This is a genomic window from Faecalibacillus faecis (assembly GCF_003024675.1).
GTDB lineage: Bacteria > Bacillota_I > Bacilli_A > Erysipelotrichales > Coprobacillaceae > Faecalibacillus > Faecalibacillus faecis.
Genome location: NZ_PYLP01000001.1, coordinates 149,201 through 166,446, shown reverse-complemented (window position 1 = coordinate 166,446; position 17,246 = coordinate 149,201). Strand labels below are relative to the sequence as shown.

Genomic DNA, 17,246 nt, shown 5'->3' with positions numbered 1-17,246 from the left:
ATTATAACAAAATAATGACATACAAAAAAGAGAATATTATATTCTCTAGTTTGTAAGTTTTTTTAATGCTTTATGATTGGCCATTAAGGATTTAAGTCCTACAGGAAGTTCAAAAGCAATATCTAAAATTGTCTTATTGACCTTAACAACAACCCCTTTACCAAAGACATCATGGTTAACAAGGTCACCTACTTTCCAATCATCAACTTTATTATCCCCAATTAATTCTTCTTTAGAAACGGTTTGTTTTGGAATATAGTCACTTGTTTTAAAACGTGGCTTACTTCCACTATGCACAATTCCTTCATTTCCTACTTCATCAATGAAACGACTTGACACTTTTGGCGAATCCGTTACAAAACTAAAGCCTTCACTATCCGTTAAGAAAAGTTGTTTTTTTGCTCTAGTAAAAGCTACATAAGCTAATCTTCTTTCTTCTTCAAGCCCTTCATCTCCATCATCGGCCAAACTTCTAAAACTTGGGAAAATGCCTTCTGAAAGTCCTAAAACAAAGACATAATCAAATTCAAGTCCTTTTGCCATATGAATAGACATTAAAGAAACATATTGCCCTTGATCAATAGAATCATTATCAGTATATAAAGAAATATCTTGTAAATAGTTCTCTAAAGTTGGTGCATCTTCATGAGAAACTTGGAAATCATAAATAGAACGTTGTAATTCATGAATATTATCAATTCGATTGTCTTCTAAATCATTTTTTAACATATCGATGTAGCCTACATCAATCATTAATTGTTCAAACATTTCATGAAGTGGTAATTTTGATTGTCTTGCTTTTTCAATGGCTTCTACAAATCCTCTAACTTCTTTTTTAGATTTATTTGAAAGACGAATTTCTTCACTATGAAGTGTTAATGCTTCATAAAGAGAAATTTGATAATTTAAAGCCACTAATTGAATATTCTCTAATGTCTTTTTACCAATTCCTCTAGCTGGTGTATTAATAATTCTTTCAAAAGCTAAATCTTCTTGATTACAAACAAGTCTTAAATAACTTAAAGCATCTTTAACTTCTTTGCGATTAAAGAATTTTAAACCACCAAAAATACGATAATCAATTCCTTTACGAATCAATACTTGCTCAATCGTACGTGATAAATAGTTGGCACGATATAAAATAGCAATATCACGATAATTAACGCCTTCTTGATTACTTACAATATCTTCTATTTTACTTGCAATCCAATTGGCTTCTTCTTCTTCACTTTTAGCGACATGATGAATAACATCTTCCCCACCTGTTTGCTTTGTATAAAGATTTTTTTCTAAACGTTGACTGTTTTTACGAATTAGGTTATTGGACACTTTTAAAATATTTCCTGTAGAACGATAGTTTTGATCAAGAATAATTGTTTTATTTGGTTTAAAGTCTTTATCAAAATCTAAAATAAAATGAACATCTGCCCCCCTGAAACTATAAATTGTTTGATCTGGATCACCAACAACACAAACAATGGCATATTTAGATAAGAGTTGAACTAAATGATATTCAATTTCTCCAACATCTTGAAATTCATCAACATGAATGTATTGAAATTTTCTTTGCCATTTTTCTAATATATCAGGATAATTATCTAAAATATAAACGGCTTTTAATAATAAATCATCAAAATCTAATAAGAAATGATCTTCTTTATAATTTTCATAAGCTTCATAAACTTTAGCTTTTTTAAGTTCTCCAGAAAATTGTCCTGCAAGTTCAATGGCTCTTTGTGGTGAGACTCTTGCTGTTTTATAAGATGAAATTGTATTGATCATACTTTTAATAGAAATAACTTTAGCGTCGATTTCTAATTGAGTATAAAGCTTTTTAATAAGTGCTTTTTGATCTTCTTCATCCATAATTGTAAAATTACTTGGATAATTTAAGACATTAATATGTTGTCTTAAAAGTCTTACACAAAGAGAATGAATGGTACAAATAAGTGTTCCACTTCCATGAATACCAACAATTTCATTGACCCTTTCTTTCATTTCATTGGCAGCTTTATTTGTAAAAGTTATTGCCAAAATAGAACGCGGATCAATTCCAATATCTTGTATTAAATGTGCAATACGATAAGTCACAACTCTTGTTTTTCCAGAACCTGCCCCCGCAATGATTCTTAAGTGACTATCTAAATACGTTGCTGCCTCTTTTTGATTTTTATTTAACAATGTATCTAAATCCATTTGCTTCACCCCTATTTATCTTATTATATTACATGGATAACGATAGAAAAAGAGAAATCTTCATTTCTCTTTTAATCTTGATGTGATAACCCAACGATTTCATTAATATCTTGAACACCGAGTTTTTCAAGTTCTTTTGGTAAATCCTGAATGATTTTATAACAAGCATATGGATCTACTAAGTTTTGACAACCAATGGCTACCGCACTGGCACCAGCAACCATCATTTCAATAACATCATGGGCACTTGAAATACCACCCATACCAATTACAGGAATTTTAACTGCTTTACTTACTTGATGAACCATACGTAAAGCTACTGGGAAAATAGCTGGTCCAGAATAACCACCTGTTCCATTTGCGATAATTGGTTTTCCTGTTTTGATATTAAAACGCATACCCACTAAAGTATTAATCATCGTAATACCATCAGCACCTGCTTCTTCGACTGCTTTTGCCATTTCTACAATGTCTGTGACATTTGGCGAAAGTTTAACGTAAACTGGTTTTTGAGAAACAGCTTTGACTTTACGTGTAACATCCGCTGCCATTTGTGGATTTGTCCCAAATTGAATTCCGCCACTATGAACGTTTGGACAAGAAATATTCAATTCTAAAGCACCTACCATATCATGAGTAGAAATACGTTTTGCAGTTTCAACATAATCATCAATACAGCTTCCACCAATATTTGCGATGACTTTATCATTATAACACTTACGTAGTTCTTCTAGCTCATGTGACATGACGGCATCAACACCAGGATTTTGGAGTCCAATTGCATTAAGCATCCCACTTGGTCCTTCCGCAATACGTGGCAAAGGATTTCCATAACGTGGCTCAAGTGTTGTTCCTTTAATCATGATACTTCCTAAAACATTAATATCATAGAATCTTGTAAATTCATATCCAAATCCAAAAGTTCCTGACGCTGGAATCACTGGATTTTTCATTTCTAAACCTGGAAGATTAACTTTTAAATTAACCATTTACAATAACCTCCTCACTTAATAAAATTGGTCCTTCTACACAAATACGTTTATAAGGTTTTGTTTTCACTTTACATGAACATCCCATACATGCTCCAAAACCACATCCCATTCTTGCTTCAAAAGAAAGTTGTCCATGTTCTGGATAATTTAAAGCAAGGGCATCTAACATAGGTTCAGGTCCACATGTATAGTAATGATCAAAAGTAAGATTTGCGTTTTTGATCACATCAATAACTGTTCCTTTAACCCCTAAAGAACCATCCATTGTCGCAATTAAAACATCTCCAAATTCTTGGAATTTATCAATATAGAAAACATCTTTTTTAGAAGAAAATCCTAAAACAGTTGTCACTTCAATTCCTTTTTCTTTTAATTTCTTACCTAAATTATAAAGCGGTGGTGTTCCAAGTCCTCCCCCGATAAGAAGAGCTTTTCCTTCTTGAACTGTAAAACCATTTCCTAAACCAATTAAACAATCCAATTGATCTCCAATTTGTTTATTCTTTAAGATTTCTGTTCCTTGACCAACAACCTTAAAAACAATCACAATGGTATTTTCATCATAATCCGAAATAGACATCGGTCTTCTAAGATAAGGTTGTAAACTTTCATTAATCTTAATATTAATGAATTGACCTGGTTGACTAATATATTTAGCCCCTTCTCCTTTTAAAGTCATTTCATAAACATCATCTGCAATGTTTTCAATTTTTGTAATTTCCATTAACCCTTGATAGTTCATAAATTCCTCCTATAATTTTTCAATCTTTCCATCTAAAATATGATATTTCACTAAACCAAAACATTTTGTATCCAAAAATGGTGTATTTTTTGCTTTTGAATAAATATTATCTCTGGTAATTGTATATTCCTCATTTAAATCAATGATGGCAATATTGGCCTTTTTACCAACAGCCATATCATGATCTAAACCAATCACTTGACTAGGATTGATTGTCATACATTTTAAAACTGTTTCTAAATCTAATAGATTCTTTTTAACTAAATACGTATAAACAAGACTGAAGGCATGTTGGTTACCAATAATACCAAATGGTGCTTGATCAATTGGTTTTAATTTTTCTTCATCACTATGCGGTGCATGATCTGTTGAAATACATGTCACTGTACCATCTTTTAATCCTTCAATCAAAGCATCTAAATCTTCTTTACTTCGAAGTGGTGGATTCATTTTATAATTTGGATTTAAGTTTTTAATATTTTCATCTGTTAAAATCAAATGATGTGGACAGGCTTCTCCTGAAACAGGTAAACCTTGTTTTCGATATTCTCTTAATCCTGCCACTGTTTCTTTGGTAGAAATATGACAAATATGATAACGATTGCCAATTTCTTTAGATAATTGCAAATCACGTAAAGCGTGATTATATTCTGAAGCATTGTTGATTCCTACAAGACCATTTTCTTTAGAAACACGGCCTAAGTTAATACATGCTCCTTTTTCAAGTTCTCCTTCATCTTCACAATGAGCAACAATAATACTCTTGTTTGCTTTTGCTTCTTTCATGGCTTTTTCCATCATTTCTTTACTTTGTACACCTTTTCCATCATCAGAAAATCCTTGGACAATATCAAAAGCATTATTTTCTTTAAAATTAACAAGTTCTTGTCCTTTTAAATCTTTTGTAATCGCACTATAAGTGTAAGTATGAATTGAGCTATCTTTTTTAACTCTTTGAATAAAGTCTTCAATCGTTTCTTTATCATCCATACATGGATTCGTATTTGCCATAGCAACAATATGCGTATAGCCTCCATATTTAGCGGATAAAGTTTCTGTTTTAATAGTTCCTTTATGCTCAAATCCTGGTTCACGTAAATGAACATGAAGGTCAACAAAACCTGGTGTTACTAATAAATCTGTACAATCAATAACATTGTCTCCATCTAATTCTTTTCCAATTCGACTAATTGTTTCCCCATCAATTTCTACATCTAATTTTTGTATTTTATTTTGGTAAAAAACATTTCCATTTTTTAATACTGTTTTCATAGTTTCTCCCTTTTTTGATTAAAAACATCTTTATTTTTATCATATAAAGTATACTAAATGATAACATCTTTTTCAATGAAAAAACAGCATAAAAAAACAGCCAAATAGGCTGTAATTTTATTATCTTTTTTTATTATTTTTTCTTGCTGCTTCAGATTTTAATTTTCTTTTTAATCCTGGTTTAACATAGAATTCTCTTTTACGAGCTTCAGCAAGGGTACCTGTTCTAGATACTTGTCTTTTAAAACGACGTAAAGCGTCATCTAAAGATTCGTTTTCTCTTACTACAGTTTTTGCCATGATGATTCCCCCCTTTGACTCTTAATTTACAAAAGTATTATATAGAGATTATTTCTTAATTGCAAGAAAATATTGTTATTTTTAAGCATATTTATTAATTTTTTGAGTATAATATAATAATTACGCCCATTTATGCAAAAAATCGCAAGAATTTGCAAGCTTTGAAAGCTTCTTTTCAATATAACTACAAGATGGAATGATTTTCAAAGAATTATCTTTTACATATTTCATCAAAGCATTAAATAGCTTTCCTGCCATTCCTTGACCTTGATATCTTTCATGAACAACTGTTGAAATAACATCAATCACATTTTCTTCTTTTTTAACATATTTAATATAACCTACTTCTTCCTCCTGATCTTTTAAAACAATAAGACCTTCTTTATATTCTATTTTCATATATGTTCTCCTTTTTATTTCTTTAATAATTTATACACTTTACATGTTTTATCCTTCTTATTTTTTAAAACAAATCTAACATATTATCTAAATAAATAGCTTCTCTTATATGTATTTGATACTCGGGCTTTACCATATAATAAAGTAAAAATTCTAATACTAAAGCACTCCCTAAACTTCTACCTTCTATTTTAAATTGAGAAAAGCCTTTTGGTAGATAATTATTTTGAATATCTTCAACACTAATAAAACTCGAATTTTGCATAGCTTTAGAAAAACGATACCCCTCTTGAGAATTCGGAGCTTTGCATACATGATCTAAACAATCTTCTCCAAGATTTTGACGGCTAACCGTTTCATAACATTTTTTTCGTTCAAGGCAGCCTATAAAACAACATTCATTACATAAAAATTCAACTTTATCCTTATCTTTTTGTAAAAGATTTTCTAATTGTTGAACTTTATTTAAACGAAAATCAGGAACAACATATAAAAAGTCATCTTTCTTTAATTCGTCAACTAATTCTCCAAATTTTGTAAGAACTTTCGTTGTTGAAGAAACAAAATAAAAACGTGGATATTTCTTTTTTAAATACTCTAGCAATAAATCAGAATGAATGATTATCCCACTTTGAACCTCACTTTTTTCAAATAAAGTACAAAGATCATTACATCTTTTATCTTGAAGATGTTTTTCTTGAAGTAATGAATTACTGAAAGTAAGGCGCGAAGAAATATGATATTGATTCATAAGTGAAAGAACTTCATAAGAATTTTGATTTCCTTCACCAAGACGTCCTCCACCCCATAAACAATCTTCAGGACTTCCATAAATAGAACCTATTTCACACCAATCATAAAAATATTCACGATGATGATAGAATAATGGTAAAAAAACTTTATATAATTCATAAAATTCAAATAATCCTGGTAAATGAAAATACGCTTTTTCCCTTTTTGACAAGTCTATCACCTCTTCCTATATTTATTCTTTAAATGTTATCTAAAAATTTATGAGCCCCTTGTAAAAATAATTCATATCTTTTTTGTGTTACCTCATTATCTTCTTCGTCCCAGACTTCAAAGATATATTCTTTATTATTTTGAATTATAGAGCATAATTGTTTTGCCGTATAATATTCATCATTTAAGTTATATAATTTTATAATTCTTTTATCTAAAGTTTTATTATAAACATCTTTACTCGTATATCCTTGTATATGCGTTAATGGATCAACACATTGTTCATGATACTTTTTACAAGGTTTACAAATGTCATCTCCATCAATTGTTAGTTTTAAATCAACAGATGGGTTATCAATAATTTCATTAGCAACCTTATAAAAATCATGTCCCATTTTTTCATCAGGAACAAATCTATCTATCCCAGATCCATATAATTTAATAATATCAATAAAATGATGTGGTTTAATTAAAATTGAGTTCATTCATTAATCTTCCTTTCATTAATTCTTCTAATATTTTTTATAGCAATTAATTCACTTATTTTTGGAAACAACATTACTCAAAATAGTTCCTACAATTAGTGTGATAACACCTAAAATTATTGTATCATTCATACTAATAATAGAATAAGCTCCTAACATTAAAATGATAGCAGTTATATCAAGTGTCATTGCCAACACCCTGCATAATCTCAACCTATTTATTTTTTCTTTATCAACTTGGCTCAAATCATTATATCCAGCAATCATATTTGAACCTTTTCCAAAATATAAAGGAATAGAAATAACTATTAATAAAATCGCACATAATAATACCGGCATTTGCATATCAATAATTTCCTCCATTCCTTTTATTCTACATTAAAAGTTAATTATTATTTAATAATTCTTCTAATACTTTTCTTACATTATGAGCAGCATCTTCTTGTATTTCGATAATTCTTGCTCCTCTAGCTTTCGCAACTTCTCTTAAATCAACAGATATTCCTGTATGAAATGAACATCCTACTACTAAAAAGATATCTCCTGGTTGTAATTTATAAACCATTTCATAAGCCTTTTGATAATTTGGTGCTGGATCACCATAAAGTACCGGTTTATTATATAAAGAATACGCAATATCCATTTCATCATCTTCTGGTAAACCACCATGTAATTCTAAAGCATCACTTCCAGCAAGTTTATGCAGCCCATCAATATTCATAGTAATAATTGGTACATGATATTCAGCCAAAGCAATATGAGCGTCATTGGGTTTAGCACCATTCATATTGGCTTTAAGTTGTTTAATAACTTCATTATATTCTTCATGATGTGTATTGGCATAACTTCTAAATAGTTTTTCCCTTACATCTGGTCTTTCCATAAATGTTGGAATATTACTTTGTTTTGATATTCCTGCTCCTGTAAAAGCTAATATTTTCATATAAATCAACTCCTTTGACTAATCAAAATTATATCACATAAATAAAAGAAGCACTTAAAAATTTCTTCTTTTATTTATTGTTCATAATTCCATACAATTCCTTCGTTTTTTCTTCATTTTCATAATTAATCAAACAATTGTCATCTTTAGTTTCAAAATAAATATATGAATGAATATTTGGATTTATATAAATAAAACATGTTCCAAATTGTGTATCAAAATAACCTGCATAGCACTTATCTTCTTTATAACCTACTTGTTTATTTCCAATTTCAACATTATCCAATAATTTAATATTTCGTATTTTATCTATTTTAATTGTTGGTTCACTACAATTAGGTACAGATGTAATGATTTCATTATCTTTAATTTTAATAGCTGGTTTTTGATTAGAATCTTTTATTAAATACGTAACGATCAAAATAGGAATCAAAATAACTAAAATAATAATAAAATAATATCTTTTTTTCATTTTTCTACCTTTCCTCTATATGCTATTTCTTCTTATAATACATGTATTTACCACTTAATTGTAAATACTCTATCTGCTTCCTATTTCTAATTATATAAACTATAGTAGCAAGATCATTAATTGCTCCTAAAATTATAATACTTGAAACTAATCCTATCATTTTTAAAATCAATGGATTTGATAGTTTTACAAATATTACAAAAATCGATAATGGCAATGTAATACGTAAATTAGGTAACAATAAAGTATAAAGATACTCTTTTACATTCTTTATTTCTGTGCAATGTGTTATCATTCCAAACCCCTGAAACCAAATATAAATATCTTCTTTTTTAGAAAAAGTTTTTGCATGAAAGTATTCATGGACAATCATTAATAAAATTACAATAATAAAACCCAATATATCTATTAAAAATACATTTAAAATTTTTCCATTATATTTAGAAATTAATAATTTTAAGCTTTTTGTTAAAGGATATAAAATAATCAAAAAAACAAATAGATAGTCAATCCATCCAATAGCCATTTTCTCCAATCGTGATTCATCAACGCTTTTTAACTGATTATTATTTTTTAAATAACCTCTAAACTTTATTGTCATAGATAACACCTCCAGCATTATTATTTCTTAACAATCCAATCACTTTCTACATTTTCTCTTATTGCATAATAACCTCGTGGCATGTCTTTTAATAAGCAAATAGAATAATCAATGTTATAAACTTCAAATAAAGAAACAATACTTGCATCTTCTATATTATGATTGCTTCCACATAAAAATTGCCACATACCGTCATCTTCATCATGACTTACATATAAAATAGGATGTCCTTCTAAAATATGACAACATACAATGCATGCTGTATTTTGTTGATCATCAAAAGGAAATGATAGTGTTTGTTTTTTCTTCGTAAAAAATCCCATAAATATGCCTCCTTAATCAAAATATGTTTTCCATTTTTCTCCTGCCTTATAAGCATCAAAACACATTTGAATTTGTTCTTCATTATTCTTTTCTGTAGCAAGTATTGGAAGATTGTCTTTTGTAAAATAATCAAAACCTATTGTTTCACTATTTTCTTTAAAAACACCACCTTCTACTTCACAAAGCATAAATATTTTACATACTTTATAAGCATAGATTGGTTGATTATGTTTTTCTCTATCTTGAATTGCAATGACATTTTTAACAACAACATCAAGTCCTGCTTCTTCTTTTACTTCCTTTATCGTATTTTCCATAACTGAGACATTGACATCACACCAACCACCAGGTAATGACCATGTTCCATTTTTCTCTTGTACAAGTAAGATTTTATCTTCTTTAAAAATAGCAGCACGTGTATCAATTTTGGGTGTTTGATACCCTACTTCATTACAAAAAAGCCCTTCTACTTGTTCTACTGGTTTATTTGAAATATCTGCCATCATCATAGCGGAAAGTTGGCGAATACGTTCATAGCGTTCTTGATCATAAACATCTTTTCCATAAGTAAGTCCGGCTTGTGCTAAACTTTGCAATTCAATAATATAATCAATCCATTTTTTATTTTTATCCATACACATTTCCTCTAATCTTTATTGATTTTATTATATCATATTTTTCTCATTGCATTTTTATTGAAAACAGATTTATAATAAAACTTACCCATAAGGAGGAAAATCATATGAAAGAATTTCGAAACAAACTTATTGTCCATGGTTTAATGAAAATCAATGATAAATACCTTGTCATTAAAAGAAGTATTATCAAAAGAGGTAAACCAAATGTATATCCTGAATATTGGGATATTCCTGGAGGCTCCGTAGAAGACTTTGAAACACCTGTAGAAGCTTTAATCAGAGAAGCCAAAGAAGAAGTTAATTTAGATGTTGAAGTAAAACAAATCATTCATGAAGATAGTAATTTTGATAAAGGTAAAAATACGATGTTTACTCGTCTTGTTTATATTTGTACTTTAAAAAATACAAATGATTATATAATTCAATTAGATCCCGAAGAACATAGTGAATACCGTCTTATTTCTTCTCTAGATGAAATGTCTGATGAAAAATTTGTTCCATTTTTAATTGATATCTTATCCAATAAAAATCTCTAATAGAAAATAACTCTATTAGAGACTTTTTTATTATTCTTCATTGATTTGTTTTAATTTTTCATAGACTTCTAATAACCAAGTATGAGGCATAAGAAGTTGATGTGTTTCAAACTGATAATTGATAAACCAATAACATCCTTTATCTAAAGAAATATTGATTGCATTTTTTAATTGCTGGTAATAAGGAGGTATCCCTCCTTGATCCCATGCAAGCTTATCCGCTAAGAAAATAATTTTGTCATAATCATTCATTTCTTTTTTCAAAGTTGTATGACATTCAATTGCTGATAAAATATCTTCATCTTCAATATGAAAATAGCCATATGCAATTTCTTTAGAAATTCTTTGATGCAATAAGAAATGATATTTTTCTTCACTTGGATCTATTTGATACCCTAATTCTTTAGCGTATTTATACATATCATCTGGTGAAAGGATTGCACTGATATCATGCACCAAAGCTGCTATCGTACATTTTTCAATATTTAGATGATATTGAATTGCAAGTTTTTTAGCTTCTTTGGCCACACTTTCTACATGATTCCATGTTTTTTCTTTATGATATTTTAAATAAAGATTTTTGATTTTATCGTATAATTCAATGTTCATTTTATTTCCACATCACATTCATATACAACTCATTTTGTTTTTCCCACTCAGCTTCATTATGATGACCTCCAGGAATAATATTGATATAACTTGTTGCACCTTTAGATACAATATAATCATTAAACTCTTGAATGGTTTTAATATAACGTTGTGTTCTTTTAAATTCTTTCGTTCCTAAAGACATATAAATACGTGTATCAGGATTTAAATTTTGTAAAAGATCTCTTTCTAAACGTTTTTTACATAAGCCAAAGGCTGGTGACAAACAAGCGGCTTTAGAAATATATTGGTTGTATTTGATAATTCCATAAAATGCCATCAAACCACCCATAGAACTTCCTGCAATGGCTGTACATTCTCTAAAAGGATATGTTCTATATTTTTGATCAATCATCGGCTTTAGTTCATAAACAAGCCAATCTAATGTTTGAATACCCTTTCCTTGAACATGTCCAAAATAACGACTATTTAAGTTATAAGGACAATACTCACTTAATCTTTCATTCCCTTCATGATTACATTCAATCCCTACAATAATCAATTTCTTATCATAATGATCTAAAAAATCAGCTAAGCCCCATGATTTACCATAAGTAGCATCACTATTCAAAAACAAATTATGTCCATCAAACATATAAACAACTGGATATCTTTCATCACTTTGATAATAATCATTAGGTAAATAAATATGCAATGTTCTTTGACAGTTAAATGGTCTTAAATAAACATCATATTTCTCTAACATTAAAAACACCTCTTTTATAATGAAATAACTTCATCAAGATCACATTGATCTATTTGATTTTTACCACCAATAATACATATTCCACCTTTTTCTAAAGTTTCATCGATTTCTTTCGCAATTTCTAATAGCTCATCCTTATCTACATTTAAAATAGCTTCCAATTGTTCTTGTCTTGCTTTTTCATCTTTTTGATTAAAATAATACAAATCACCATATTTGCCAATATTATAAGGCATCATAAGTGGCATTAATCCTGAAAGTGTGCCAATAATAAATCCTGTTAAATCATGATTTTCCTTTAAATAATCTTTTAAAAATGTTCCACATTTTTCATATTTCTTTAAAGATTCTTTTCCATTTGGATCACGATAAGAATAACAACATGTAAATCCTGAAGCACGCGATACTAAACCTGTACCATAAGCACCTCCTTGTACTCTTACCACATTCCATAAATACGCTAAAGAAATAATGTTTGAAGCAAGTGGTGTTATTTTAGAAGTCTCTAATAGATAACCTCCTTTAGAGGCATAAGCAATATCTGAAGGAATAATAATTCCTTCTTTTTTAATAGAAAAAGGTTTTATGATTGCTTTTTCTAAAGCATCAGAGATTTTTAATGTTTCTTTTAAATAAAGAGCTTGTTTTTCTAAGTTTGTATCATCATTTCCAGTAAAAGATAAAGTCAAACGATTATAGAAACAAACATTTTGATAAACACTTTCTAATTTTTGTTTTAAAGCAACAAAATCAAAATGATCATCTAATTCTTTTAACCATTTATAATAAGCAATTCCACTACTATATTCATCAATAACCCCCGAAGGACTTACCATCGCTAAAACTCTTTTCATAGATAAACTATGTCCCGACATAGTAATCGCTTGTTTTAATGAAATAATACGTTGTTTTAAAATGTCATGAATCATTTTTTCTTGATCAAAAACAGATTCTTGTAAGATTTCAACAAGAAGTTGTAAAGCTTCTTTTTCATTTTCTTCTAAAGTAGAAAATGAAGTTTTGAAGTAAACTTGATTTTCTTTATTAGTTTTTTCATATGTATTAATAGAATAATTCATTGTTCCACAAAGAAGTCGAATCTTTGTAGAAAGATCTTTAGCACTATGTTTTATTGTAGAGACATTCCCTAATAAAGAACAAATAAAAGATAAAGTACTGATTTGATCTAAATCTAAATGATCTATATTAAAATAAAGAGCATAATAATAAATACCATTAGTTTCTGTTAAATGTTTTAAAACTTTGCATCCTTCTAAATCTATCAACTTTGAAGGAATCTTTTGTACTTTTGCTTCAATATCTTCAAGATTTAATTTTGGTAAAGTATTTAAGTTTTCTAAAGTGTCTGGTGCTTGTTGGAAAGCATCTAATTGTTTTTGTTCTATTTGTAATTGTTGTTTTTGAACATCTGTCATAGAATTTAAAACATTTGTTAATTTCTTTTCTTCTTTTTCACGACGAATCTTTCCTAACTCTTTTGAAGGTTTTAATACAATTTCACAACTATGTTTATTTTCTAAAAGAACTTCTTGGATAAGATTTTCAAAATATCCTTCATTTACTTTCTTTTTCAAATCATCAAAGATCTTTCCATATTCTAAATGGGCTTCTGGTTTTCCTCCATAAAGCCAACTTTCTAATACTTGGAAACCAAAAATAATTCCTTGAGGATATCCTCCAAAGTTTCTTTCTTTTAAATTTAATTCTAAATAAGCAAGTGTTGCATCAAGTTGTTGACGATCAATACCTTTCTTAATCAGTGTTCGAAGTGTATCAAAAACAATTTCTTTAACTTGATCTAAGTTTTCTTCTTTTATATGATCAACTTCTAATTGACACCAATTTTGTAATTCACCATCATTAATCGCTAAATAAACATTTTCAGCTAGTCCTTTTTCCAAAAGGGCTTTATTTAAAACCGCTTGGTTATCACCACATAAAACATCACTTAATACTTGCATTGCAATAACTTTTTCATAGTCTTGATAACTCCCAATCACATTTCCCCATGCCATGCGATATTTATTTTCAGCGTTTTCTTCTTCCCCTATTTCATAATCTACCACTTGTCTAGAAATTTGAACAGGTTGTTGATAAATTGGCCCTTCTATTGGTAAATTCGCTTCCATTGAAGAAAGATATTCTTGATTTAAAAGTTTTAAAACGTCATCAAGTGGGACATCTCCATCTAAAAAGACAAAGGCATTAGAAGGATGATAATATTTTTGATAAGTTTGGATAAATTGTTCATAGGTTAAATCGGTGATAGCTTCAGGAGCACCCCCTGAAACATATTGATAACAGTTGTCTTTAAATAAAGCACGATTCAACGCATTCATCATAATTTCACGAGAACTTGAAAAAGCCCCCTTCATTTCATTTAAAACAACCCCTTTATAAGTTGGTTTTTCTGTAGCTTCAATATGCCATCCTTCTTGTAAAAAGATTTCTTTTTTATTTAAAATCAAAGGATTGAAAACTGCATCTAAATAAACTTTTGTTAGATTCATAAAATCTTGATTATTTCTAGATGAAATAGGATAAAAGGTTTTATCTTCAAAAGTCAAGGCATTTAAAAAAGTGCTCATTGAACTTTTCATTAATTCTACAAAAGGTTCTTTAACAGGGTATTTTTTAGAACCACATAAGACCGAATGTTCTAAAATATGAAAAACCCCACTATCATCACTTGGTAAGGTTTTAAACGCAATACCAAATGTTTTATTTTCTTCATCCCGTTTTAACCAAACAAGTTTTAAATGGGTTTTTATATGTTCCATTTCATACATTATTGCATTAAGTTCACTGACTTCTACCTTTTTTTTAACGACAAAGCCATGTTTTGATTCATTTATTTTCATTGTACTACCTCATTTCTTTACACTTTATTTTACCTTTGAATAGACATTTTGTAAACGAAGACAATATTTTAGTAAACATTGATTTCAAATTTACTAAATGATAAAATAACTATAGATTGGAGGTTTTTTATGGCAACAATAAAAGATATTGCTGAATTAGCAAAAGTATCAAGCGCCAGCGTTTCACGTATTTTAAATAATGATCCTACTTTGTCTGTTCCTAAAGAAACAAGACAACGTGTTCTTGATGCAGCTAATCAGCTTGGTTATAAAAAGAAAAATAAAAAAATCTATGATACAGTGATGACATTAGGAATCATTCAATGGATATCTCCTATTGAAGAATCCAATGACCCTTATTATTTAAGTATTCGTCAAGGAGTAGAAGAATATTGTTTTAAAAACAAGATTGCTATCAAACGTGTTTTTAAGACAGATATTGATTATTTAAATCAATTAGAAGATATTCAAGGTTTAGTATGTATTGGAAAATATAGTCAAGAAGATATTGAAACATATAAAAAGATATGTTCAAATGTTATTTTTTTAGATATGAATATTGATCCTATTCATGAATGTTGTATTTTACTTGATTTTAAAAATGCAGTTAAAGATGTGGTTTCTTATTTAAGTCAAAAACATACTTCAATTGCCTATTTAGGTGGTAAAGAAATAATTCATGATAAGCTCTATCATGATCAAAGAAAAGAATATTTTGAACACTATTGTAAAGAATACAACATTGATTATTCTATGAGCGAAGAAGCGTTTTCAATTGAATCTGGTTTTAATATGACTTATGAACTTATTAAAAACAAGAAACTTCCTTCCGCTATTTTTGCAGCAAGCGATCCTATCGCTATTGGCGCCATGCGTGCTTTAAAACAATATGACATCAAAATACCTGAAGATATATCAATCATTGGTTTTGATAATATTGAAACAACCAATTATACCGATCCACCGCTTACAACAGTCTTTGCGCCAACGTTTGATATGGGCTTTATGGCTGCTAGACAACTTTTTGATGCTTTTAAACATAATGAAAATATTTCACCGATTAAAATTCTTTTACCTTGTTTTTTAATCGAAAGAAATTCGTGTATTTAAAAATCTCTAGATTTTTTCTCTAGAGATTTTTTATAACTTCAAATTTATAAGATGTTTTTTCATCATAAGTGTCGCCTGCTTTTAAAATCGTACTTGGGTTTTCTTCTAGATGAATCGCATCCGGCATATTTTGTGTTTCAATACAAATGGCATCACGAGCATTGTAATGTTGTCCATATTTACCAAGACGACCATCTAAATAATTCGCTGTATAGATTTGTGCTTGTGGTAAAGTCGTTGAAACGGTTAATTTTCTTCCTGTTTTTTCATGAACCAATTCAACTTGGTTTTCTTTTGTATTGAAAATCATTGGATGATCAAATCCTTTACCAAGTTGTAATTGTTCATCATCATTATCGACACGATCTCCAATATAGGCAAATTCATTGAAATCAAAGGATGTTCCTTTGACATCTTTTATTTCACCTGTAGGAAGTCCATCAGGATCAATGCAAGCAAAACGATCAGCATGAACTTTTAATAAATGTTGGTATACATTTTCTTTTTTGCCAGATAAGTTAAAATACGAATGATTCGTAATATTAATAAGCGTATCTTTCGAAGTAGTTGCATGATAATGCATGGTAAGTGTATCGCCTTCAAGTGAATAGTCTGCTTTAAAATCTAACTCACCAGGATATCCTTCTTCCCCATCTTTAGAAACATAATGGAATTCAACACTTGTTTCATCAAGCACTTGATAATCAAATACTTGATAAGAAAAACCTTTGATTCCTCCGTGTAAGGAGTTAGGTCCATTATTAATTGGTAAATGATAAGTTTGACCGTTTAATTCAAAAGTTCCTTTTTTAATTCGATTAGCAACTCTTCCAACAAGCGCCCCAATATAGGCATCTAATGTTTGATAAGATTTAAAATCATCATATCCTAAAACCACATCATCAACATTTCCTGCTTGATCTTTCATCAACACTTTAACAAGTGTACATCCATAATTAGAAACAACAACTTCTAATTCATCATTTTTAAGTGTAATTAAATCAATATTATTTTCTACTTTCTCTATTTTAATCATC

Annotated in this window: 20 protein-coding genes; 2 read left to right on the top strand and 18 right to left on the bottom strand. The window is 29.0% G+C overall.

Annotated features, from left to right (window positions below; genetic code table 11):
• Positions 1 to 45 precede the first annotated feature (45 nt).
• The 14 genes from C7U55_RS00890 to C7U55_RS00825 form a co-directional block, all read right to left on the bottom strand.
• Positions 46 to 2,196 (bottom strand): ATP-dependent helicase, encoded by a 2,151-nt coding sequence (locus C7U55_RS00890; RefSeq protein WP_048923315.1) that lies wholly within the window; start codon positions 2,194 to 2,196, stop codon positions 46 to 48.
• Between the two features lie 71 nt (positions 2,197 to 2,267).
• On the bottom strand, positions 2,268 to 3,185 hold the full coding sequence (locus tag C7U55_RS00885; RefSeq protein ID WP_106986931.1) for a dihydroorotate dehydrogenase: 918 nt from the start codon (positions 3,183 to 3,185) through the stop codon (positions 2,268 to 2,270).
• Positions 3,178 to 3,930 (bottom strand): dihydroorotate dehydrogenase electron transfer subunit, encoded by a 753-nt coding sequence (locus C7U55_RS00880; RefSeq protein ID WP_106986930.1) that lies wholly within the window; start codon positions 3,928 to 3,930, stop codon positions 3,178 to 3,180. Before C7U55_RS00880 ends, C7U55_RS00885 begins: the two co-directional genes overlap by 8 nt.
• A 9-nt stretch (positions 3,931 to 3,939) precedes the next feature.
• Entirely contained in the window at positions 3,940 to 5,202 is a 1,263-nt protein-coding gene (locus tag C7U55_RS00875) for a dihydroorotase (RefSeq protein ID WP_106986929.1), read from the bottom strand.
• A gap of 120 nt (positions 5,203 to 5,322) precedes the next feature.
• Entirely contained in the window at positions 5,323 to 5,502 is a 180-nt protein-coding gene (gene rpsU / locus C7U55_RS00870) for a 30S ribosomal protein S21 (RefSeq protein WP_022002829.1), read from the bottom strand.
• Positions 5,503 to 5,622: 120 nt separating this feature from the next.
• Positions 5,623 to 5,901, bottom strand: a complete 279-nt coding sequence (locus tag C7U55_RS00865) for a GNAT family N-acetyltransferase (protein ID WP_106986928.1) — start codon at positions 5,899 to 5,901, stop codon at positions 5,623 to 5,625.
• A gap of 64 nt (positions 5,902 to 5,965) precedes the next feature.
• Complete coding sequence (locus C7U55_RS00860; protein WP_106986927.1) at positions 5,966 to 6,865, bottom strand: hypothetical protein; 900 nt, start codon at positions 6,863 to 6,865, stop codon at positions 5,966 to 5,968.
• Between the two features lie 28 nt (positions 6,866 to 6,893).
• Complete coding sequence (locus C7U55_RS00855; protein ID WP_106986926.1) at positions 6,894 to 7,349, bottom strand: hypothetical protein; 456 nt, start codon at positions 7,347 to 7,349, stop codon at positions 6,894 to 6,896.
• Positions 7,350 to 7,400: 51 nt separating this feature from the next.
• On the bottom strand, positions 7,401 to 7,694 hold the full coding sequence (locus C7U55_RS00850; RefSeq protein ID WP_162297381.1) for a DUF3784 domain-containing protein: 294 nt from the start codon (positions 7,692 to 7,694) through the stop codon (positions 7,401 to 7,403).
• Positions 7,695 to 7,734: 40 nt separating this feature from the next.
• The gene (locus tag C7U55_RS00845) at positions 7,735 to 8,292 is read right to left on the bottom strand and encodes a Sir2 family NAD-dependent protein deacetylase (RefSeq protein ID WP_106986924.1); all 558 of its coding nucleotides are present in this window, start codon (positions 8,290 to 8,292) and stop codon (positions 7,735 to 7,737) included.
• Between the two features lie 70 nt (positions 8,293 to 8,362).
• Positions 8,363 to 8,764 carry a hypothetical protein gene (locus tag C7U55_RS00840; protein WP_106986923.1) on the bottom strand — a complete coding sequence of 134 codons (402 nt, stop codon included), beginning with the start codon at positions 8,762 to 8,764 and terminating at the stop codon, positions 8,363 to 8,365.
• A 22-nt stretch (positions 8,765 to 8,786) separates the two neighbouring features.
• Positions 8,787 to 9,365 (bottom strand): metalloprotease family protein, encoded by a 579-nt coding sequence (locus C7U55_RS00835; protein ID WP_162297380.1) that lies wholly within the window; start codon positions 9,363 to 9,365, stop codon positions 8,787 to 8,789.
• Positions 9,366 to 9,385: 20 nt separating this feature from the next.
• Entirely contained in the window at positions 9,386 to 9,688 is a 303-nt protein-coding gene (locus tag C7U55_RS00830; protein WP_106986921.1) for a hypothetical protein, read from the bottom strand.
• Between the two features lie 12 nt (positions 9,689 to 9,700).
• Complete coding sequence (locus C7U55_RS00825; RefSeq protein WP_106986920.1) at positions 9,701 to 10,324, bottom strand: NUDIX hydrolase N-terminal domain-containing protein; 624 nt, start codon at positions 10,322 to 10,324, stop codon at positions 9,701 to 9,703.
• A 107-nt stretch (positions 10,325 to 10,431) separates the two neighbouring features.
• Here C7U55_RS00825 and C7U55_RS00820 point away from each other — a divergent pair, with 107 nt between their 5' ends.
• The gene (locus C7U55_RS00820; RefSeq protein ID WP_106986919.1) at positions 10,432 to 10,863 is read left to right on the top strand and encodes an NUDIX hydrolase; all 432 of its coding nucleotides are present in this window, start codon (positions 10,432 to 10,434) and stop codon (positions 10,861 to 10,863) included.
• Positions 10,864 to 10,893: 30 nt separating this feature from the next.
• Here C7U55_RS00820 and yqeK read toward each other — a convergent pair whose 3' ends face one another.
• Genes yqeK through C7U55_RS00805 form a run of 3 tightly spaced genes read right to left on the bottom strand, consistent with a single transcriptional unit; the run spans position 10,894 to position 15,099 of the window.
• Positions 10,894 to 11,472: a bis(5'-nucleosyl)-tetraphosphatase (symmetrical) YqeK gene (gene yqeK, locus C7U55_RS00815; RefSeq protein WP_106986918.1), complete on the bottom strand. Its 579-nt coding sequence runs from the start codon at positions 11,470 to 11,472 to the stop codon at positions 10,894 to 10,896.
• Position 11,473: 1 nt separating this feature from the next.
• On the bottom strand, positions 11,474 to 12,217 hold the full coding sequence (locus C7U55_RS00810) for an alpha/beta hydrolase (protein ID WP_106986917.1): 744 nt from the start codon (positions 12,215 to 12,217) through the stop codon (positions 11,474 to 11,476).
• Positions 12,218 to 12,231: 14 nt separating this feature from the next.
• On the bottom strand, positions 12,232 to 15,099 hold the full coding sequence (locus C7U55_RS00805; protein WP_106986916.1) for an insulinase family protein: 2,868 nt from the start codon (positions 15,097 to 15,099) through the stop codon (positions 12,232 to 12,234).
• A 129-nt stretch (positions 15,100 to 15,228) separates the two neighbouring features.
• On the opposite strand from C7U55_RS00805, the gene C7U55_RS00800 reads away from it, so the two are divergent.
• Complete coding sequence (locus C7U55_RS00800) at positions 15,229 to 16,209, top strand: LacI family DNA-binding transcriptional regulator (protein ID WP_106986915.1); 981 nt, start codon at positions 15,229 to 15,231, stop codon at positions 16,207 to 16,209.
• 19 nt (positions 16,210 to 16,228) lie between these two features.
• On the opposite strand, the gene C7U55_RS00795 is transcribed toward C7U55_RS00800, so the two are convergent.
• Entirely contained in the window at positions 16,229 to 17,245 is a 1,017-nt protein-coding gene (locus tag C7U55_RS00795; RefSeq protein WP_106986914.1) for an aldose epimerase family protein, read from the bottom strand.
• Position 17,246: the final 1 nt, after the last annotated feature.